Source organism: Massilimicrobiota sp. An105 (assembly GCF_002161155.1).
GTDB classification, from domain to species: Bacteria; Bacillota_I; Bacilli_A; order Erysipelotrichales; family Coprobacillaceae; genus Allocoprobacillus; species Allocoprobacillus merdigallinarum.
This window is the reverse complement of record NZ_NFLY01000004.1, coordinates 54,655-77,614: the sequence shown is the minus strand read 5'-3', so window position 1 is coordinate 77,614 and position 22,960 is coordinate 54,655. Positions and strand designations below refer to the sequence as shown.

General features: G+C 27.7%; 16 protein-coding genes. All 16 read left to right on the top strand.

Going from position 1 to position 22,960, the window contains the following annotated elements; translation table 11 throughout:
• Positions 1 to 8: 8 nt before the first annotated feature.
• Positions 9 to 443, top strand: a complete 435-nt coding sequence (locus B5E48_RS01860; RefSeq protein WP_087303888.1) for a very short patch repair endonuclease — start codon at positions 9 to 11, stop codon at positions 441 to 443.
• A 31-nt stretch (positions 444 to 474) separates the two neighbouring features.
• Complete coding sequence (locus B5E48_RS01855; protein ID WP_241146905.1) at positions 475 to 1,386, top strand: HamA C-terminal domain-containing protein; 912 nt, start codon at positions 475 to 477, stop codon at positions 1,384 to 1,386.
• A gap of 16 nt (positions 1,387 to 1,402) precedes the next feature.
• Positions 1,403 to 3,940, top strand: a complete 2,538-nt coding sequence (locus B5E48_RS01850) for a DEAD/DEAH box helicase (protein WP_087303886.1) — start codon at positions 1,403 to 1,405, stop codon at positions 3,938 to 3,940.
• Positions 3,941 to 4,104: 164 nt separating this feature from the next.
• Entirely contained in the window at positions 4,105 to 4,896 is a 792-nt protein-coding gene (locus tag B5E48_RS01845; protein WP_087303885.1) for a TIGR04255 family protein, read from the top strand.
• Positions 4,897 to 4,898: 2 nt separating this feature from the next.
• On the top strand, positions 4,899 to 5,387 hold the full coding sequence (locus tag B5E48_RS01840) for a hypothetical protein (protein ID WP_087303884.1): 489 nt from the start codon (positions 4,899 to 4,901) through the stop codon (positions 5,385 to 5,387).
• A gap of 2 nt (positions 5,388 to 5,389) precedes the next feature.
• Positions 5,390 to 5,827, top strand: coding sequence for a hypothetical protein (locus B5E48_RS01835; RefSeq protein WP_087303883.1), 438 nt, complete (start codon positions 5,390 to 5,392; stop codon positions 5,825 to 5,827).
• Positions 5,828 to 7,313: 1,486 nt separating this feature from the next.
• Positions 7,314 to 10,946 (top strand): YobI family P-loop NTPase, encoded by a 3,633-nt coding sequence (locus tag B5E48_RS01830; RefSeq protein ID WP_087303882.1) that lies wholly within the window; start codon positions 7,314 to 7,316, stop codon positions 10,944 to 10,946.
• 823 nt (positions 10,947 to 11,769) lie between these two features.
• Positions 11,770 to 12,747 (top strand): virulence RhuM family protein, encoded by a 978-nt coding sequence (locus B5E48_RS01825; RefSeq protein WP_087303881.1) that lies wholly within the window; start codon positions 11,770 to 11,772, stop codon positions 12,745 to 12,747.
• Between the two features lie 778 nt (positions 12,748 to 13,525).
• Complete coding sequence (locus tag B5E48_RS01820; protein WP_087303880.1) at positions 13,526 to 14,365, top strand: hypothetical protein; 840 nt, start codon at positions 13,526 to 13,528, stop codon at positions 14,363 to 14,365.
• Positions 14,366 to 14,890: 525 nt separating this feature from the next.
• Positions 14,891 to 15,406 carry a DUF4839 domain-containing protein gene (locus B5E48_RS01815; protein WP_087303879.1) on the top strand — a complete coding sequence of 172 codons (516 nt, stop codon included), beginning with the start codon at positions 14,891 to 14,893 and terminating at the stop codon, positions 15,404 to 15,406.
• Positions 15,390 to 15,602 carry a DUF4839 domain-containing protein gene (locus tag B5E48_RS01810; protein WP_158097245.1) on the top strand — a complete coding sequence of 71 codons (213 nt, stop codon included), beginning with the start codon at positions 15,390 to 15,392 and terminating at the stop codon, positions 15,600 to 15,602. The genes B5E48_RS01815 and B5E48_RS01810 overlap by 17 nt, the downstream gene beginning before the upstream one ends.
• 36 nt (positions 15,603 to 15,638) lie before the next feature.
• Positions 15,639 to 16,550, top strand: coding sequence for a restriction endonuclease (locus B5E48_RS01805; protein WP_087243996.1), 912 nt, complete (start codon positions 15,639 to 15,641; stop codon positions 16,548 to 16,550).
• Positions 16,551 to 16,578: 28 nt separating this feature from the next.
• Entirely contained in the window at positions 16,579 to 17,361 is a 783-nt protein-coding gene (locus tag B5E48_RS01800) for a hypothetical protein (protein WP_087243997.1), read from the top strand.
• A gap of 557 nt (positions 17,362 to 17,918) precedes the next feature.
• Positions 17,919 to 18,725 (top strand): AlbA family DNA-binding domain-containing protein, encoded by an 807-nt coding sequence (locus tag B5E48_RS01795; protein WP_087243998.1) that lies wholly within the window; start codon positions 17,919 to 17,921, stop codon positions 18,723 to 18,725.
• 263 nt (positions 18,726 to 18,988) lie between these two features.
• Entirely contained in the window at positions 18,989 to 21,010 is a 2,022-nt protein-coding gene (locus tag B5E48_RS01790; protein ID WP_087303878.1) for an ATP-dependent nuclease, read from the top strand.
• On the top strand, positions 20,995 to 22,938 hold the full coding sequence (locus tag B5E48_RS01785) for a UvrD-helicase domain-containing protein (RefSeq protein WP_087244000.1): 1,944 nt from the start codon (positions 20,995 to 20,997) through the stop codon (positions 22,936 to 22,938). Before B5E48_RS01790 ends, B5E48_RS01785 begins: the two co-directional genes overlap by 16 nt.
• Positions 22,939 to 22,960: the final 22 nt, after the last annotated feature.

Here is a 22,960-nt window from a genome sequence, read left to right as displayed (position 1 = left end):
TGTTGTAGGTGAAACATCAAAAATTAAAAACTACTCCGGAAGTTTCAAAACGTATGAAAGCATTGAGCCATAAGAAAAGCAAGGTGGAATCTTTGCTTGCAAAAGCTTTATGGCATAAAGGGTATCATTATCGATTGAATTATAAAAAACTTCCTGGGACTCCTGATATTGCCTTAACAAAATATAGAATAGCGATATTTGTTGATGGCGAATTTTGGCACGGAAAAGATTTCAAAAAAACAAAAGAAAAACTTAAAAATAATAAAGATTATTGGATTGAAAAAATTGAAGAAAATATCCAAAGAGATATTAAAAATGATAATCTACTTAGACAGATGGAGTGGATACCATTGCATTTTTGGAGTCAAGATGTTACTCAATATTTAGATTATTGTATAAATGAAATAGAAGATATAGTATATATGACCAAAAATGACTTTTGAGAAAAATATACTTTTTAGGGGGTATGTTACTTTGAATGAAAAAGACATATTGAAAAAACTTATTAGAAATGATGCGTTATTTAAAAAAGTGCATATAATATCTCAAACGTATGACATCATTCCTAATAAAAATCATCTTGGTGCTTATATTGAATATCAAGATATAATGGAACTTCGTGATGATTTTATAAATGAATTAGTTGATTCAATTGTTGATTGGATATATAGCTCAGAAAAGTTTTGTGAGTTGAAAAAAAGCGCTATGGATAGAGGAAAATCAGAAGGAGCCGCAACACAAGAAGTAGGTAGGAAAGCACGAAATAAATTTCGTGCAAATCATGATGAGGAAAAATTAATGGTACAAGGTCAACTAGGAGAATTGATATTGTTTCATTTTATACAAAAATGTATGCAGGCAATTCCTTTGTTACGAAAAATGAAAGTAACTACTTCACCCAGACATGAACGCTTTGGAGCTGATGCAATTCACTATAAGATTGAAAAAGATAAAAACATTATAATTTTAGGTGAGGCAAAAACGTATACAAGCAAATATAAATTTAACGATGCATTTTCTGATGCTTTAGACAGTATTGTTAAAACATACTATAATTATAGAAATGAATTGGACTTATATGTACATGAAGATTTTTTAGATGATGAAATGAATGCTGTTGCAGAGAAATTATTAAATAATACCTTAGAAAATGTTGAAATACAATTAGTTAGCATTGTCATATACAACGAATTAGAAAATTTACAAAAAGTTGATGAAAAAAGTATAAAACAACAAATAGAAAAAATAATAGAAAAAAAATATAGTAAGTTTGATAATAGTAAAATAAACATAGAGAAACATCCAATTCTAAATAGAATTACATATATAGTATTTCCAATCTGGGATTTAGATAAGTTGGCTTTAGAATTTCAAAAGTTATTATAAAAGAGGTGAGGAAATTGTGGATAAAGAAAAAAACTTTCTTTTATACAAATGGTTAAGGATTGAATTAATTAACATAGGAAAACGCATGGGTTTTATAAAATACGAAAAACATCCTAGCCAAAGCTTAATTTATAAAACAATTCGATTCCTGGATTTTGAAACAATGAAGAAAAAAGATTGTGATATAAATTATATAATAATGTTAATAGGATTAATGTGGGAACATATCAATCATGAAGAATATGATATTAGAAAATTAGTTGTAAAATTTTTATCTCGTATAGGATATCCAACTTCTGCAATAATTTGTGATGAGGGATTTGACAAAGAAAAAGGGATTTTTTCTTCACTAGATAGTTGGATTGATGAAGTTAGTACTACTATTAATCAATTAAATAACGAAATCTATGTTGGTGATATAAAATATTTGTTGACAGATTTTCAAAAAAGAATATGGGATAGTATGGATCAAGATAAAATATTGGGAATATCTGCACCAACATCTGCAGGAAAATCTTTTGTTATTTTATTAAAACTAGTTAATCGATTGATATATGAAAATTTTGATATAGTTTATATAGTACCTACATTGAGTTTAATGAATCAGGTGACGGAAGACTTTAACAGAGAATTAAAAAAAGTCGGAATAGATGATTACTGGATATCTAATACTTTTTCAAATGTCCATAGAAATAATAAAAAAAATATTTATATAATGACACAAGAAAAAGCAATATCTGCATTTACAGAAGTTGAAATTCCTTTTTCAAAAGATTTAGTTCTTGTTGTTGACGAAATTCAAAATATCGAGAGAATGGAGGAGAGTGATGACCAAAGATCAAAAATTTTATTTGATACTTTGTTAGAGTTTAGATATAAGAAAAATGTTAATCAGATCATTATTTCAGGTCCAAGAATAGAAAAAATAAATAATGTTGGGTTGAATCTGTTTGGTATTGATACAAAAGACCATACAACTGATGTTAGCCCGGTTATCAATTTAACATATAGTTTAAGAAAGAAAGATAGAAAGTATTATTTGAAGCAATATAGCATTTTAACAGACAATCCACTTGAGATAGAGATTGAAAATGTAGAATTTATAAAGGGGTATGGAAAAAAAGTATATTCGGAATCTTATCTAAAATATTTAAATCAATTAGTAAAAAATATTGGATTTAAATCACAAAATATTATTTTTTCTCCTACCTCGGACACTGCAAGAAAAATTGCATGTGCTATTGATATAAAAGATGATGATTACATTGTAGAAAAAGATTTAATTGACTATTATGCTTCAACGGTAAGAGAAAACTACGCATTATGTAAAACGATTTTAAATGGGGTGGCATATCATCATGGAAAATTACCTATGCATGTAAGAAGAACATTAGAAAAAGCCATAGTAGATAAAAGGATAAAAACTGTTGTTTGTACGACAACGTTGCTGCAAGGTATGAATCTTCCCGCTCAAAATATTTTTATAAGAAATCCTCATTTATATATAAGTAATGGAAGAGATTCTTCAGAATTAACAAATTATGAAATGGCGAATTTACGAGGAAGAGCTGGTAGATTGTTGAAAGATTTTATTGGAAGGACTTATGTTCTAGATGAAGATCAATTTATTCTCACTGATGGTTATAATCAATCTGAGTTATTTGATGATATAAAAAAAGAATTACCTTCGGGCTATGGAGAACGTTTTGAAGAATATCGAGAAGAGATTGAGTATATTATTTCTGAAAACAATGTTATAGACGAATCCATGTATGGTTATAGTTATTTAGTATCTTATATTAGACAGACTATTTTAAAATATGGTAAGAATGCGGCAAAAAGATTAAAAGATGTGGGAATTAATTTGTCAGAAGAGAAAATCAAAAATGTGTCTAATAAACTAAAACAGTTATCTGTCCCCAAAGAACTATGTTTCAAGAATAGATATTGGGATCCTCTTGTGTTAGATGTGATTTTTTTAAACTTTAATAAAGAAGTTCCAAATTCTCCATTTTCAAAAGGAGCTAAGTCAAAAATAGATGAAATATTAAGGTTTTTAAGGGATACTACGGAGACATCATTAATGTATAGTAAATATATTCCGATTCGTTATCAATCTGGGCCTATGAGGAGTATAATGGTTTCTTTGAGTTTAAAATGGGCGAGAGAGGAAAAATTGAGTGACATATTAAAGGATGATAGATACTCTGGAGAAGAAGGGTCTGCTAAAATAGATGAAACTATAGAACTTTTACAGAATACTATTTCTTATAGTTTACCACTATTGTTGAAACCGATATTTGATATGCAAGAAACAGAAAATAAATTGCTGAAAAACATTCAATCGGGATGTTTTCACAATGTAGTTTGCTGTATGATTGATATGGGAATTCCTAGAGAAACAGCTATATATCTTTTTGAAACCATTTTCGAAAATAAAGATTGTGTTATTAATAGCGACATCGAGATGGAAGAATTGGTTAGGGATAAAATCAAATCAAACTATGGAGATTTACCATATTGGATTCAAATACAACTTGATTTTCTAGTTTGATGTATTACTTTTTTATGTATTAGTTCAGAGATTAATATAAAAAAATGTATGAAGGTTTTCGTCTAGATATAGACTAAATAATCTAATAATTAAAAAAATATTTAAGAAAAAAGTTATGACTAAAATTAGAGTGATTATAATGAATAAGGAAAGAGGGATTTTATATGAAAAAAATAAAACGAGTAAAATATGGTAAATGTCCATTGATAGAAGTTACATATCAGTTGAATTTTCCAACTATATTGTCAATTGAGGCTGAAGTTCCTGTAAAGTATCAAAATGCAATCAGAGAATATTTTCCACAATATAGTATTCAGACAGAACAAGAAAGTGAAATTACAGTTAATGTTCAAGGAGAAGAAGTAAGTCCTGTTTTTCGTCAACGACCTACGAATAAAATACATCACTTTATTTCAGACGATGGACAATGGAGAATTACTTTAGCAAAAAATAAATTGGCTATTTCTACATTGAAATATGAACAATGGGAAGATATGAAAAAAAGATTTGAACTACCCTTACATGCTTTTACAGAAATTTATAATCAAAAATATTTTGAGCGTATTGGAATAAGATATATTGATGCTATTGATAGAGTAACCTTAAATTTAACAGATGTTGGTTGGTCAGAATTGATTAAACCACATTTATTAGGATGTTTAGGATTAAATTTAAAGGATGCATTTCACGTTAAATCGTCTACAGTTAATTCTGAAATATTAATGGAAGATGTGTCAATTAAGATTTCTTCAGGTTTAGGCACGATTAATAAAGGGGAAAAAATAGCGACAGAAGTATTTATTTTAGATTGTGATTATTTTAAGATTGGCAAAATAGAATCATCAAAAATTGATGATATTGCTCATGAATTACATTATAAATCACATGTATTCTTTAGAGAATCTATTACAGATAAATTACATGATGCAATGATACCGCAAGAAATAGAGGTATAAATATGAAGAAATATTATTTAAATAGTTCAAAAGAAATATTAAATAGAGAGTCGTATTTAGATTTATCAAACGAATCATTTTTACAAGAGGTTTATTTTATGCAACTTGATGAAGAAATAGATATATTCTCTGAACTTCCAACAGATATTTTTACAAAAAACTCACGAAAACAAATGACTGATGTTTTAAGGGCCTTTAAGTATGAATATACGCGTTATGTAAATATGAAAGAAACACGTGGTGTTTTGCCAAAATTAAGATATCATGTAGATGAAGATGGAGCATCAGTAATCCAATTAGCGTCTACATGGAACAAAGGGAATGCTTCTTTATATTTCGCTTTTGAAGAAGATGAAAATGAAAGTAGCTTTGGAATGGTATGGAATGATGATGAGAAAAAGAATTTTGAATCAAGAAGTGGAAATATTGTTTTAAATGATATAGATAATATTATTAATGAAATTTTAGAATTCATATTTAGGGTTTATTAGTTATGGATGCTATCGAAGAATCATATCCAGAAAAAATGTTACGTGGAATTTCTTCTTTTAAATTCATTGAAGGAGGAATTTTAACTGATGCTGTATTTGAGTTAGATCCTGTTAGAGATGATGGGTATTGTGAAATATCAATTACATGGTATGAAAATCAAGAGGCGTTTGATATCTTGATGTCACAAGTATCAATACGACGAGAGGAACTACAATTCAAAGCTGGTGCAGCGGAATTGGATAGGATTGAATTAACTAAAAAAATGAAAAACCATTTTCTTGAATCAAATATAAAATATGAAAGAAAGCCATCTTCTACGAATAAGTATCATGGAAATCTACTTGTAAAAAATGACTTAAGTAAACAGATGAAGCGCCTGATTAAATGTGGATTTGCAACGTTAGCTAATGAAACGATTTATCCAAATCCTAATATATAAGAATACTTTTTAATATTAATTTTTTGTGATGTTTTTTAAGTAATATAGGAAAATTTAATTTTTTATAATTATGGAGATGATGAAAACTTGGAGAGAGTCGAAGTTATTTCACTTTTTTTGAAAGATGTTACTGGGAATATTATTTGGAACTTGAAAGTCAGTTATTACAAATAAAACGTTATGTTGATTTCGATGAAATCAATTTTAGTGCATGCTCCATAGAGTTTTTAAAACTATTTCAAGCAATTTGCGGTAAATAAAATTGATGTTGTTGGAATTGATGACGATTTATATTATTTTAAGGATTTTAGTAAATTATTGAAAAAATAGAAGATTGACTAGAAATGAAACAAAATTAATGAAGAATGTACTTTATCTCAAAACTGATTAGTTTTATTTTGAAAACTAAATAGTGTGCTTAATTGATTTTATTTAATGAATTGTTATTGAAATGTATTATAAATATAATATATGCTGATACCATTTTGCTACCAACATATAATAAATCTTCTATATTTTAAATAATTGATAGACAAAATAACAATATCCACTATGAAACATTAACAAATATGTTCACTATAATCGTTTTATTTCGGAATTCGAATAGTACCGAGTGGTTTGCAAGAATCATTCAATGAATGATTCTTATATCACGTGTAAATAAATACTGATTAGTTAGTCAAAGAAGACATGTGAAGATGTTTAAAGAATAAATAAGAGTCAAAATCTGGCTTGTTATCGAGCTTTTTCGGGTATGAGCAATCTTCCGAGAAAGCTCGATTCTTTTATATGAAAACATATCTATTATAAAAAAGTCAATGGGTTTAAGGGGTCGATTATATGTCACTAGATGTGGCACTATGATAGATGTTATCTAGGGTATAAGACCAAATTTAGTAAGTGATATGGATATTATCTAATCAGCACACTCGACTGTTGTAAGCACAGGAATAGATATTAGAATTGAGATTAAATATATGGAGTTAAGAAAGATGTCTTACTCTTGATAAACCATCAAAATGTTAAATTAGAATTATTAGACACAAAATTGCCAAGTAGAAACGATATCTTTTTTGATTAAAACAGCATGAAACAATATAATCTTTGCAAGCATAAGGTGCGTCTAGTTATAATGAAATAGGAAAACTCAAACTGAGAAGGTTAATGGGAATCTACGTAGAGAATAAATCATCAGGAGAAGTAATGTAAATCACTTCTGATGTGGGTGATATAAAATATGAGTTTCCCTTAGAAAGTGCAATATGTGAATTACAAGAATTTGACGATAACGTTTTGTTTCTGTATTAAAAAAACTGATAGAAAATATTGAGGGAATACTAGAGCCATCGCCAATGGGTTTTAAGAATCTGTATAGAGATTTGTAGATGTTACTTGTTTTTTTACGAATTAGTAATGTAAAAGTGATAAATCCACAAACAAGATGTAGATATGAGAATTATTGAAACTAAGAAAGGATGTGATAAATTTGGCAGAAAAAAAATATCATTTTGAACGATTAACACCGATTGATGATATGGATTTGAATGTTTATGAAGAAGCAATAGATTATGCGTTTGATAATTCTGATATAAAGAATGTCGCTATTTCAGGTGCATATAGTGCAGGTAAAAGCAGTGTTTTAGCTTCATACAAGAAAAAACATAGTAATTTGCAGTTTTTACATATTTCTCTCGCACATTTTCAATCTCTAGATCAAGAAGATGAGACAGAAGTAAAGGAATCTGTATTAGAAGGTAAGATTCTTAATCAACTAATACATCAAATTCCATCAGAAAAGATACCGCAGACTAATTTTAGAGTGAAGAAAAAAGTAAACGAGAAAAATATTACGAAGTTGACAATTGGAATAGTTTTGTTTTTCATTCTAACGCTTTATTTTACATGTTTTGATATTTGGAAAAGCTATGTAAATACTTTGCCTAATAATTGGTTCAAATCTTTATTGGGTTTATATACGCATCAATATGCTTTGGTAGTAGGTGGGCTTTTAATGGTAGCGTTGGTTTCATTTGCTGTATATGGATTGATAAGTGTACAAAAGAACAGAAATATTTTCCGCAAACTGAATCTCCAAGGTAATGAGATTGAAGTTTTTGCGGAGAGTGAAGATTCATATTTTGACAAATACCTTAATGAAGTCTTATACTTATTTGAAAATGCAGATGCAGATGTAATTGTATTTGAAGATATGGATCGCTTTAATGCAAACAAAATTTTCGAACGACTTCGTGAAGTAAATACGCTTGCAAATATTCAACTGCAAAAAGAAAACAAAAAGGTTCTTCGCTTTTTCTATTTGTTGCGTGATGATATTTTTGTTTCCAAAGACAGAACAAAGTTTTTTGACTATATTATTCCAGTCGTACCTGTTGTTGATGGTTCCAACTCCTACGATCAGTTTATTTCTCATCTCAAAAATGGCGGAATATTTGAGAAGTTTAACGAGAATTTTTTGCAAGGTTTATCATTATACATTGATGATATGCGCCTTTTAAAGAATATCTACAATGAATTTGTGATTTATTTTAATAGATTAAATATCACAGAACTTGATTGTAATAAAATGCTTGCCATTATTGCGTACAAGAACCTGTTCCCACGCGATTTTGCTGATTTACAGCTTAATCAAGGATTTGTATATACTCTTTTCAGCAAAAAGGATGATTTTATTGAAACTGAAATCAAAGAAATAAAAATAGCAATTGATGAAAGACAGCAAAGAATTTTATCTTCTAGAAAAGAACATCTTGAGTCCATGCGAGAGTTAAACGCGGCATTTGCATACAAATATTTAAATAATTATAGGTGGACGTATCAAAATGATGATGACTTATCAGAATTTGTAATGGACTATTTAAGAGGAAATAATAAGAGTGAATATTTGGCTCGTAAACAGATACTTGATGATAAATTAAATGAAAATAGTGACAAATTACGTCAAGAAATCGTTGATTTGAAGAAAAGTATAGTTGAAATCAAAAATAAACAACTTCATCAAATCATTACACGAGATAATATTGATACAATATTTACTACAACAAGTACAAATGAAATTGGGTATGTAACGGATTTTAATGAAATAAAGAGTAGTGAATATTTTGACCTCTTAAAATATCTTATTCGCAATGGATATATCGATGAAACTTACGCAGACTATATGACCTATTTTTATGAAAATAGTCTTAGTCGTATTGATAAAACTTTTCTGCGTAGTATAACTGATAGAAAGTCTAAAGAATACACCTATCGGTTAAAGAACCCTGCGCTTGTTGTTTCCCGACTTAGATTGGTGGATTTCGACCAGGAAGAAATCCTTAATTTCGATTTGCTTACATATTTGTTGCAGACCCAATCTCATATTGAATACCTTGAACGTTTTTTTAATCAGCTTAGAGAAACAAGAAATTTCAAGTTTATAGGTGCATATTTTGATGTTACTACTGAAATGCCATTATATATTAAATACCTTAATATAAGTTGGCCAGAATTATTTAACACTGTTTTAGAAGAAAAGATTTTCTCGGAAAGTCAGATTCGCAAATATTCGATTTTTTCAATTTATTATTCTGAGGATGATACAATAAAATTGATTAATCAAGATAACTGCTTAAGTGACTATATTTCTAATACACATGATTGTCTTGCAGTAGATAATCCGAAAATTGATAGACTGATTCATTGCTTCAAGCTACTTGGAGTATGTTTCATAGGTTTTGATTATGCAAAACTAAACAAGGAATTATTTTACGCAGTTTATGAGAATTCATTATATAAGATTAATGCTGAGAATCTACGACTTATTCAGACAGAGATTTTAGGTGAAAAGAACCATGAAGATGTTGTTCATAAGAACTATACACTTCTACTTTCACACCCTGAATCTGCAATTACGAAATATGTCAATCAAAATATTAATGAGTATTTTAGTGTTGTTTTACAGATTAGCGGAGGAACTATTCTTGATGAAGAAAATGTAGTTGTTGCTGTATTAAATAACTCTGAACTCACTATTGAGAATAAACAGTCTTATATTTCTGCTCTAAGTACAACCATTACTTCTATAAAAGAGATTGCGGATAGCTCTTTGTGGTCGTCATTGCTAGATGCTGATATAGTACAGTATTCAGAGCGCAATATTATGGATTGTTTTGATGTTATAAAGCTCAGTGAAAGTGTCATTTCTTATATCAATAGATGTAATATTGATTTGGATTTTTCACAAACGGATTATGATGAAGATAACAAAGAAAAATTATTTGGTAGCGTGATTATATGTAATGATATTGATAACTTAAAGTACAGACAAATATTAGTGTCATTGAATTTTATTCATGATAAATTTGATATTACAGAGATTTCTGATGATAAAATTACTATCTTAATCGATACAGGCATTATTAGAATGACTGCTGACAACTTAAAATTTATGCGCGAAAACTATCTAAATCAAAAAGATTATTTCATTCTTGAGAACATAGAAAAGTATGTTAGTATAATGGACGATGCTCTTTTTTCACAGGAAGAATTGTTAGAGATACTTACTTGGGATATTAGCGATGAACTAAAAATCAAATTACTTGAATTTTCTGGTGATAAAATTTCGGTAATCGGAAAGAATTATTCTCCTGTTGTATGTCTATATATTCTCAACAATAATTTTTTGGAATCTGATTTACCGGATTTGTTTTCATCATTTGATCAATGGGACAATTCTATTCAAGCAAAAATATTTGATTATGCGGTGAAAAATATAGCAAGTATCATTAATAACCCGATTTCTGTTTCGAAAAGATTGAAAAATAATCTTCTTCATTCAGAAAGTGTGAATAGAGCTGAAAAGATTGATCTCTTAATAGCAATAATGCCCGACCTATGTAAGAATAGCATAAAAGAGATTCTCGTCATACTTAATTTAACGGACTATCTTAAAATATTTGAAAGTCGCAGTAGACCAAAGTTTGAAATCAATAATGAAAATAAAAAACTACTTACTGCCTTCAAAGAAGGCAATTTGATTGATGATTTTCAAGAAAATCCTGAAAAGATGGGATATTACAAAATCATAAGATCAAAATCGTTAACAAGAACATCGACTTAAAAATTATTGTAATTTGATATTTCACCAAGAAAAAAGCAATAACAATGCAAAAAAGTATTTTCTCTAGATGTATCGAATAAAGGATATTATGAAAGATTGATTTTCTAAACAAAACAAATTCTAATCAATATATAGATATATTGCTAGTTTCTACGATTATTGAAAGAGTGTTATTAATTATGGTAACAAAAACAACCTGTATTTGAAGCTACGGAAAATTTCTTCTATGTTACTTTACTGAATTTAAATTATTTGGAAATGACTAAATAAATGAATTGGATTTAAAAATATTAAAAGTTATTCATAATAATCCTAGAATTAAAGTTTCAGAAATTCTACAAAACTTGACTAATGATGGTAATTTAGTAAATGAAAATCAAATAAGAAATTTAATAAAAAGAAAGATACATGGATATATTGAAAACAAAGGATCAAAGAAAACAGTTGGATTCTTATATAAATGATACTAATATTTTCGATTTTAAGATTCTAATTTGATACTGTTAGTTTGTCAAATGAATATGTAAAGTGAAAATGTGTAATTTAAGCAGATGTTTTATACAGAAACTTAACCTGTTTAGGTTAGGAAAAGTAGAATAGTTAAGCGAGTTCGAGTAGATAGAATAATATCTGACGGATTGCAGATAACATATAAATGTAAACAAAATCTCTTTGCTGAGAATAAAGGTAAAGGGATTTTTTATTATTATAGAGAAAGTCTTACATAGCTAAAATAAGTAAATTTAATAATGTTAAGAAAAATGATACAAATGATTACAAAAAAATATATAATAGTATAAAAGAAAAGGAGGAGGCTTACTGAATGGATAATAATTCAAAAATGATTATTTATACAACAGAAGATGGTTTGGTGAAAATAGAAACAACTTTTAATGATGAAACAGTTTGGTTATCGTTAGATCAAATGTCATCATTATTTCAGAGGGATAAATCTACTATATCTAGACATATTAAAAATATTTTTGATGAAGGCGAATTAATTAAAGAATCAGTTGTTGCAAATTTTGCAACAACTGCCAGTGATGGAAAAACATATCATGTTGATTACTATAATTTAGATGTTATTATTTCTGTTGGCTATCGTGTGAAATCAAAACGAGGAGTTCAATTTAGAATATGGGCAACTAATCTTATTAAAGAATATATGAAAAAAGGTTTTGTTCTTGATGATGATCGTTTAAAAGAATTAGGCGGTGGAGGATACTTTAAAGAGTTGCTTGAAAGAATTCGAGATATTCGTGCATCTGAAAAAGTATTTTATAGACAGATACTTGAAATATATGCTACAAGTATTGATTATGATCCAACAGCTGATGTTTCTATCCAATTCTTTAAAAAAGTACAAAATAAGATTCATTATGCTATTCATGGTGAGACTGCAGCTGAAGTTATTTATCATAGAGCAGATGCTGAAAAGGAATTTATGGGTTTAACTACTTTTGCAGGTAATCAACCAACACTAAGAGAAGCAAAAATTGCAAAGAATTATCTCAATGAAAAAGAGCTAAAGGCAATGGGGCAACTTGTGTCAGGATATCTTGATTTTGCAGAAAGACAAGCACAGCGTGAACAAGTCATGACAATGGAAGACTGGGTCAAACACCTAGATAATATTCTAACAGTTACTGGAGAACAGCTATTGGCTGGTAATGGTTCGGTTTCTCATCAACAAGCCATGGAAAAAGCTGAAACAGAGTATAAAAAATATAAAGCAAGAACATTAAGTGATGTAGAAAAAGATTATTTAGCCGCCATTAAAGAATTAGAAAATTTGAAATAACTTCATCTATTACTATGTTTGAAATTTAGTTTAGTGTCAAAAAATCAATGATTTCTATTTAAAACTATCATGATAAGAATAGACATGAACTATGAATTAAAATAATCATTTTTTGTGATTGTTAATGAATTCCTTTTTTGCTTTGAAGATAAGTCTTTTATTCATTTATTTCCAAAAATAATATTTTCATCTTTGAAAAATTGTATGGTTGATTTAGTATTGAAAATTATAGATTTTATTATTTAAATAAGTATAATATTTATTAATAATGAGGTATTTAACCTCAAGACATCCTATGATGACGAGTGACGGTTCTGACTCGTCGGTAAAATAAAAAATGACCGAGAACTTGATGATGTGTGAGAGCAAAGACACATCGGTAAAATAAAAAATGGCTCAAGGATGCAAAATAGAGGAATCTATAACATCTTCTTTTAGGCTGTTGGCTTTTTGTTTGCCAACAGCCTGAATGCTATTTATTGTTTGATTTTTTAGTTTTAAAAGAATTTCATACGTCTAAGAATTTTTATGATAGCGATGACCAATAAAATGACTAAATAAATGACCAAATAAAAATGGAGTTATTGATTTATCAATTAACTTATAAAATAAATAAAGACATATTTTAGCTTTATTTTATCTAATTATAAGTATTATAATTGATTAAAGAAGATTTATATGTATTGATTTGCATGATTTCCATATGGGGGGGTCTTTTAAAATATATTTTTTTCTAATATAATGATGATGAAAAATAAGTAAGCGAGGAGCAAAGAATATGAAACAAGGTAAAGTTATACTTTTTGATATTATTGTTGGTGTTGTTGTTTGTTTAATGTGTATCAGCTTTTCAGCAAAAGATATGATTATTCAAACGGTTAATGAAGGAGCTATTGGTCAAGCAGTAGCCATTCGTATTATGGATGTCGTTGATGAAGCTTTTCCTGATACACCTATTGATACATTGGTTGATATTCAAGAGGCTCTTGGAAATTCAGAAGCTCTTGATACAATTACAGGTAAGTATATTGATGCAATGAGTGATGCTATATCAAACAATCAAGTTCCTCAATATCCTGATATTTCCAATGATTTAGTCACATTAGCAAATGAAACGATTAATACAATAGAAAATCATTTAAATATTGAAATAAGTGAATCACAGCAACAAGTCATTCTTTCACAACTTCTTGAAAAAAGTCAGGATATTGAATCATCAATTCAAACGTATACTGATTCTCTTATCAATACAAGTTATTTACCTGCTGTTCAATCAATGCTTATGAAGATGTATCAGTTTATAACATCTTGGATCTTTAGGTTTATTCTTTTGATTGTTTTGATTATGAGTGTTTATTTGATTGTTTTTTGGAAACAATCACTGAATAAAATTATGATGCATTTAGGCATACCAGTGTTCATTGTGGGAATTGTTGTTGCATGGATCATTCCAAGTATTGCTCAAAGTATTGGCTTTGAACTTACAAATCATTTCTTAGGGAGAGCAATGTATATCAATACAGGCATGATGCAGATTATAGGGATGATAGTGCTTGTTATAGGGATTGCTTTGGTATTGATATCAAAGATTATTCAACGCCAAAAACAAACAGTTTAGAATGTATATAAAATAAATATTTAAAAGTTTTATAATTTAGCTAGATGATAAATAATAGTATGGGGAATATAGATGTCTGATTAAACTATATTTGTTGAATGTGTTAATTCATAAAAGATTAAAATGATAATTTTTCACTTTTTAATATAGTATTGCATAATCAATTATTCAAACTAATATTAGATGCAAAAATATTAATATTTGTTTAGAATAAATGGTCTGATTTGGAAAGTGAATTAAAATTTATTTAAATCATAAAATCAAAAAGTAGTATTAAAGAAATTAAAAAATCTATTAATCAATGAATATGTCATTATTCTAGTTAATAGGTAGAAAGAAGGGGAAATAATTGAAAAAATTATTTATAAGGTATTAATAGCAATATTATTTATTTTTCCATTCATAACAGGTTGTTCATCACATTCTGATGATCAAGAAGAACAAAATGTTATAGAATCTGGAATTCAAACTATTTTTGAAATAGAATGTGATGAAAATTGGTTTTTTAGTAAATATGATGTGGACATGTATATTGATGATGAATATGTGGGTTTTATTAGTCATGGAGGAAATGAAACAATTGAAGAAAAATTGGAAAAAGGAAATCACAAGATAAAGTTTACGAATACTGAAGATAGTGAAGTTACTGGAGGAGTAGAAATTAAAGTTGAAAAAGAAGAAACATATAAAATGAATTTGTCTTGTCATAGTAATGAAATTTCAGTTGAAGTTCTTGAAGGAACTCTAGTAGAAGATGAAGAATCAAATGTTGATGTTCCTGAACAAGAAGATACTAAGACAGAGGATAATAAAGCAATTGATGAAAATCCAAAAGAAGAAGTTGAAAATGTGATACTTACTCCAGATAATTGCCCTGAATTAGAAGAATTACTAACATTAAAAGACGAATTTGATCCAAAAATTTCAGATTTTGCTTCTAAATACGCTGGAGATAAAATTGAATTTGATGCTAATATTGCTTCAATGTCTTATCATGAGAATTACAATACAAGATTTGATTTTTTTGATTCTTGGTGGTGATTATAGTGAAACATCAGTTTCAGGCCCTTATTTTCAATTGAGTGATGTTAATGTATTGGATTTAAATTTAGTTGGAGATAATATTCCGGATTCTTTAGCAACTGGAATGAATATTCATATTATTGCAATTGTAGATGAATATGATTCAAATTCAGGATTGTTTCAACTTGTTCCAGTTGAAACAAGAATGCGATAATGATATTAATGAGTAAAGGAAAGAGGTAAAGATTAAATGGCTGTAATATTAAAAAATTTAAGTTCAGATGAAAAAGTGGCATATCTGTATAAACCTATATTAATAGTTTTACAAGAAGCTGGAGGCAAATTAGATAGATCAGAAATAAAAAGTAGAATATCTGACTTAGATGAGCAAATTGCAGAATTTGCAGAAGTAGTAAAAACATCTAAGTCTACTGGAAATACATATAAGGAATTTAATTTCAAATTTAACTTTGCGATTAAAGAATTATCGTTTGTAGAGTATTTGAGTTATACAAAAGGAAATCCAAATATTACTTTAACAGATAAAGGTTTAAACGTAGATATAGATTCTTTAGATGTCAACAAAGAAATTATGATTCCAGCTAAAAAATTTTGGAATGAATTAAGTAAAAAGAATAAAAAGAACGAAGAAAATAAAACAATTGAAAATGATGTTGATGAATCAATGTCTGAAGATAGAATACTTAATGATTTTAAGGAAAATTTACTTCGAGCTATTGCAAATATGAGTCCTAAGAAATTTGAAGCATTTTCTAGAGCTTTATTAACTAAAATGGGAGTTGAATTTACAAATAAAGGTGTGCAAATTAGCAATGATGGTGGTATTGATGGCTACGGCTATCATAGAGATCAAGATGATTTTAGAACTACAAGGGTTGTTATACAGTGTAAGAGATACAATACTGGTCCTGTTACAGAACCAGATATTAATCAATTTTTAGGAGCAATGAATAAATTTCAAGCTGACTATGGTGTTTTTATTACAAATAGTCGTTTCACTAATAGTGCAAGAATTGCATCAAGAGAAGGGTCTCCAATTACATTGATAGATGGTAATGACTTGGTTGATCTTGTCATAAGATATCAATTGTATATTACACCTGTTACTACATATGTATTAGATGATTTCTATAATGAATAATATTGTATAGTTTATAGGAGGTTACTTTATGTCAAAGACATCATTTGAAAAAGCAATTGAAAAACAAATTAAGGAAAGTAAACAACAGGAACAAAGGCAAAAGCAGGAAAATAGAAGATTAGAAAGACAAAGAAAAAGAGAATCTGAAAAGAAAATTCAAATTCAACAACGAACTGATAATGCTTTATCAATTGTTAGGACATCGACCAGAATTGGAGATATGACTATTATGAATGAAACATATGAAATAATGCTTAAAATTCTTTTAGATAAATATACAGGTAATATTGATGAACCTATTAATGAAAATATTAGTATTTTTCCTACAAATATCCAATCAGATATTGAATTGAATTTTGAAGTTTTAAAAGATTATGGAATGATTTTTAATTGGCGTTTGTATATAAACGGACACTTTACTCTTTATTTAAGTTATGATGCTATCAATTATTTTAATAATAAGAAAAAAGCAGAAGAAAATAAGCAAAAAAATTATATACAAATTGGGAATTTGAACGCTAATGGAAGCAACGTTGTATTAGGTGACTTGTTTAATTCATCTTTATCTATTGATAATTCAATACAATCAATAGAAAACGAAATTAGAGAAAAAGGTGGAGATGATAAAGAAGAATTACTTGCATTATTTGAAGAAGTAAAAGATTATGCAGAAAATATTCAAAATTGTCGTTCTGTTACTAAAAATAGAAATTTATTAAGCAAGTTAAAAGAACATGTTTTTAAAAATAGTTGGTTTTATGCAGAAGTTGTAGCATTTTTAGGAGAAGTAGTTTTAAAAACTATGGGTTAAATATCTATTAATGATATTTATAGTAAGGTATTTTGTTATGAAAGTTGAATCTACGAAAGTAAATCTTTTTTTGAGGAAGTAAGATTATATATAGAGTATATGAGTGATTTGTGGATGAGAACGATAAATTTCTTCTATATTGCTTTATTTCATAGACTATTTAATGTATTTGACATGTATGAAGTATAATTTTAAAAAAATACATTATATTATTTCATAATATTTGAGTCATTTTAAAATGACAAAATAAATGCGCTAGATTTAGCGATATTTACATAATTAGCGAAGATCAGATAATTTATTTAAGAAGCTTTATAAAAAAATTTATAATCAATACCCAGAAACTATCTCGAGTTATATTGTGATATATAAAGAATTATATAATGAATGAATTTTATCGTATATTCAATAAGTATAAATATTTATTTTGTTAAAAATACTTTCGATATTTGCAAAAAGATAACATGAGAATTTATTCTATTTTCAAATAATTGTTGTAGGTCATTTGCATACATGAGATAATAACAGTATACATTTTAGGGAGGAAAATATATAATATGGAATTTCCAAAACAAATAAAAGATATAGTATATAATTTGCTAAGAGAACCAAGTCTAGAAAAAATGCGAGAATTTTTACATGCCCAAACAGGTGAGCATAATTCTATTGATTTTAAGTCTCAATGGATAGAAAATGCAACTTTAGCAAAAGAAATGCTTGCTTTAGCCAATTCATATGGAGGAATTATACTGTTTGGGGTATCTGAAAATGAAGATAAAACGATTTCTATAAACGGATTATCAGAAATTATAGATAAAGCTGATATATCAAATGGTATTAAAAATTATATATCGTCAAATTTAAAATATGAAATTTATGATTTTGTATATAATACAGCGGAATATGATTATTTAAAAGATAAAAAATTTCAAATGTTAGTTGTAGAAGATACACCAGAGTTTATTCCTTTTTTATCAAAAAGAGAAAGTGGATCATTAAAACAAAATATGATTTATGTACGCCGTGGGACTTCTTGTGAAATTGCGAATGAAGAGGAATTACAATCTATTCTTGAAAGGCGAATTAATTATTTGCATCCACTTAGTGGAGAACCATTGTCATTAGAAGAACATTTAAATCAATTAAAAATTCTTTATGATAACATTGATGAAGAGCATGTTTATTATAAAAATGGTTTATCAAAGGGAATGAAATCTATTTTTGATTCTGTTGTGAATGTATTTGGAGATGAAAAGGTCGTTGAACCTAATCCTTTATATCCTTCTGAAAACTATGAACAATTTATTTCTAGAATGATTAATGCAAAAAAGAAGAAAATTGAAAGAATTCTTGATTTATATTAAAGCAGTAAAATAAAATAATTATAATTTTTGGTTGAGATACAATCCAAATTATTGAATTAACCATGTTGAAGATTTGATATAATTTTGATGCACGAAGTATGACAAAATAACTGATAAAAACTATATTGAACTAAATGTAAGTTAAATGAACTATTTACTTAATGAGTTCGAATGTTAATAGCATAGAGTAGATATTCTCTAATTGCAAGTAGAAATTTGAAATAGGGATATATGAAGAAAATACGAAATGGGTGAATATTATAATGTATATAAATAAAATACATATTCATAATTATAGGAATTATAACGATTTTTCAATGAATTTTCATAAAGGACTTAATGTAATTATTGGTTCTAACAATACCGGTAAAACGGGATTATTATATGCAATTTATCTACTTAAGCATCCTTCTATTGTATCTGTTGATGATTTTAACAAAAACAATCTGCTCAAATACACTGAATTGTATGTTGATTGTCCACCGGAAATTGCTATAGAATATTACATTAGCCATAGAATTACAGAAGATGATACTAGCGATGAAAGTATAATAAGACTTTTACCATTCTTGGGTATAAAAGAATTTGAAGAAAACAGAACCGAAAAAGATGGTAAGATTGAATATAATATAGCTGCAAAAATCAAAGCAGTCTTTTCTTTGGATGTAAGGTATTTAGAAGACTATAGAAAAGAATTTAAATTAACCAATAATTTTGATGAATACTTTATGATGTTGAATCGCTTTGTTGAAAAACATTATTCTTGGAGTTACACTAATGGAATTACAGATACAAAAGCAGAACAAAAGATGGCAACAAGTATATTTGATATACGATTGATTGAAGCTGAAAGAACGAATGAAGAAGTTAGAAAAGAAGTAAAGCGAGAAATAGATGCTTTTACTAGGGATTCTAAGCGCGCTGCAGAATTGGATACTTTGAGAAAAAAAGTTTCGGATGAGTTGAAGATTATTTTGAATGATTCCATAACAAAATTATCAGACTTATTTAAAAATGAAAATAATGAAATTGGTTTGAAAAAAGGTAATGTTTCAATATTTTCAGATATAAAAGCTAAATTTTCAGTTTCAGACGCCTATATAACAGAAGTTAAAGATACGAAAAGTGGATTTGTAGTACCTCTTCAATACAATGGACTAGGATACAATAATTTGATTAATATTTATATGCTTATTAAATTAACAGAAGTTCAAAAAGGTAGAGATTTTAAAATTTTATGTTTAGAAGAACCTGAAGCACATTTACATCCAGCAATGCAATACAAGTTATTTAAATATCTTAAAAATTTAGATAAGAAGAATGAGTTAAATCAGCAAATTTTTGTAACCACACATTCAAGTAACATTTCTGCAGTAGCCGGAATAGACAATATGTTTATGCTTTCATATGAACGAACTGGTAAATATCCTGATTGCCGTCAACAAAGTTTGAAAGAACAATTTAAGGATTCAGAAGGAAAAACAGAGAAAAAAGAAGCAAAATTACATTTAACAAAGTTTTTAGATGTTACACGTTCTGATATGCTATTTGCAGATAAGGTGATTTTGGTAGAAGGTATTGCAGAAAAATTATTGATGCCTCTATTTATGGAAGCATGTGGTTGTTCATATGAGGATGAACATATTTCTATAGTTGAAATTGGTGGGAAACATTTTGAACATTTTGTAGAGTTATTCAATGGGAATGCTGTAAATAAAAAGGTACTTTGTATTACAGACAAAGATTTTAAATGGATTGATAATGATGGAAAATTAAAATCTTTTGAATCATATCAAAGCGAGGAAGTAGCACATATTAAAAAACTAAAAGAACGATTCAGTATAGAAAATTTTTGCATACATACTCAAACTCTTGGTGGAAAAACTTTTGAAGATGAGTTATTTCTTGCTAATATGGATAAACCTGAAGTAGCAAAAATTATCTTTAAAAAAGCTATATGCGATGGATTGGAAGAGTTCTTTAATAAGTATGATTTTAATATAACAGAATGGATTATGAACAAGGAAGATATTGATGGTAGATCACGTAAAGTAATAAATAAGTACTTAAAAGCCTTTGAAGAAAGAGTTGATATATTGCCTAGAAAGACAGAATTTTATGAGAAACTCATATTTGCAGAATTATTTTTACATTATGCTAAAAATAAAAAAGGTGATGTTGCATTAAGTTTATTAACAGACGTTGATTTGTATAATGAAGATGAAACTACTAAGTTAATTGTACCTGAATATATACAGGAGGGGTTAAAATGGTTAATGAAATAACATCTGGTGATATATTGAATGTGGAGCAACTAAAAAAACACTCAAAAATTTATGCCGGACCCGGCGCAGGAAAAACTTATTTTTTAGTTGAAAATGTAAAAAACATTTTAACAACTAACGAATCTATTGTAAATAGCAAATCTAGAAAGGTTCTTTGTATCACATATACTAATACTGCGGTAAATGAAATACAAAAGAGGCTTGAAAGGTATATTGATTATGTTGAAGCATATACAATACATGGATTTATAATTGAACACATAATTAAACCTTTTCAAGATGATTTGATAGGTATAATGAAATCGGATTTTAACATATCTGTTTCAAAAAAAGGTATGATTTCTTCTCAAATTGAAGGACTTGGTATTTTGCATGGGATTAATAAAGAAGAAATTTATAGCTATATAAAAAATACAAATCCAGAAAAATTTGATACAGACAAATTTAATTATAGTAAAAAGATTATGGGAGAAGTTGAAGTTGATAATAATCTGTTCTTAAAGTCAAAAAAAGAGAGAGAAGAACCCATTCATGAAATTAAAGCTTCAAAAAGCATTAAAGAAGATCATAAACTTCCTCTCAAACAGTATATGTGGTCCATTATTAGAAAACTAACACATAATGAAATTTTATATTTTGGATATAGAATTTTAGAAAATAATCCAATAGCTCTATATGCTATACGTGTTAAATTTCCGTTTATATTTATAGATGAATTTCAAGATACTAACCCTTTGCAAACATTACTTGTAAAATTAATTGGACAAAAATCAACTAAAATTATTGTTGTCGGAGATGTTGCTCAATCAATTTATAGTTTTCAAGGAGCCAAACCAACTGATTTTAACGATTTTTGCATTGATCCTGAACATGATATTTTATACTCTATAAATGGAAATAGACGTTCTACAGAAAACGTAGTTAATTTTTGTAATTTTTTAAGACAATCAGATACAAATATTATTCAAAAAAGTATTAAATCATATGATAATGAAGGAATTAAGAAAAAGACAGAAGCTAAAAAAATACATTTTTTGATTGGGGAATCATCAGACAATAAAAAGATTATTAGTGATGTTATAAACGAAGGAGGAGTTGTTTTAACAAGAGTATGGGCAGCAGCTTTTGATTACATTCAAGATGTAGAAGAAAATCAAGCTAGTTTGCTAAAATCCATATATAATAGTTATAGTAGGTCACCTATACGGCTTAGAGATGAAATAATGGAACATAATAATGTTAAATGGGTACGATCTTTTCGTTTCATTTTTAAATTATGGGAAAGTTTTAAAAATGGATCTTTTATAGATATGATTTCTGCATTACAGATATATTTGGATATTAATGTCCAAAAGATTACTCCTAAGTTTATTTTTCAATTTAATCATATGTTAAGGGATATTTTTAAAGATGTTAATAATTCTTCCTTCACTTGCGATGTTATAGAAAAATTTAATAATAAAATATTGGACGGTGAGTATATTGGTTTAAAAGAATTGTTTAAAGAAGGTATTACTAAAATATCTATTTTTGACGAACAAGAAAGAGAGAACTTAATAAGCTGCGTATCTTTATTAAGATGGGATACATCATATAAATTATTTACTGAAGTCTTTTCAGAAAATAGCAAGTATATGACAGTACATCAAGCAAAAGGATTAGAGTGGGATAAAGTGATTGTGTGTTTAATGCCAGCTTCTAGAGACGGAATAGTTATTTCGGAGGTGTTTTCAAACCCCCAATTAATGGCAGAGAATAGTTCTGATGAGTTTGTAAGAATGTATTATGTTGCGTGTAGCAGAGCGAGAGAAGATTTATATATACATATTCCGAATGGATGTAGCAAAGATATTATAATAAGAAATCTAGATGAATATGTACAAAATCATGGATGTAGATTAGAATATGAATTTTTGCCAATGCCATAGAAAATTTTACTATTAGGAGAAA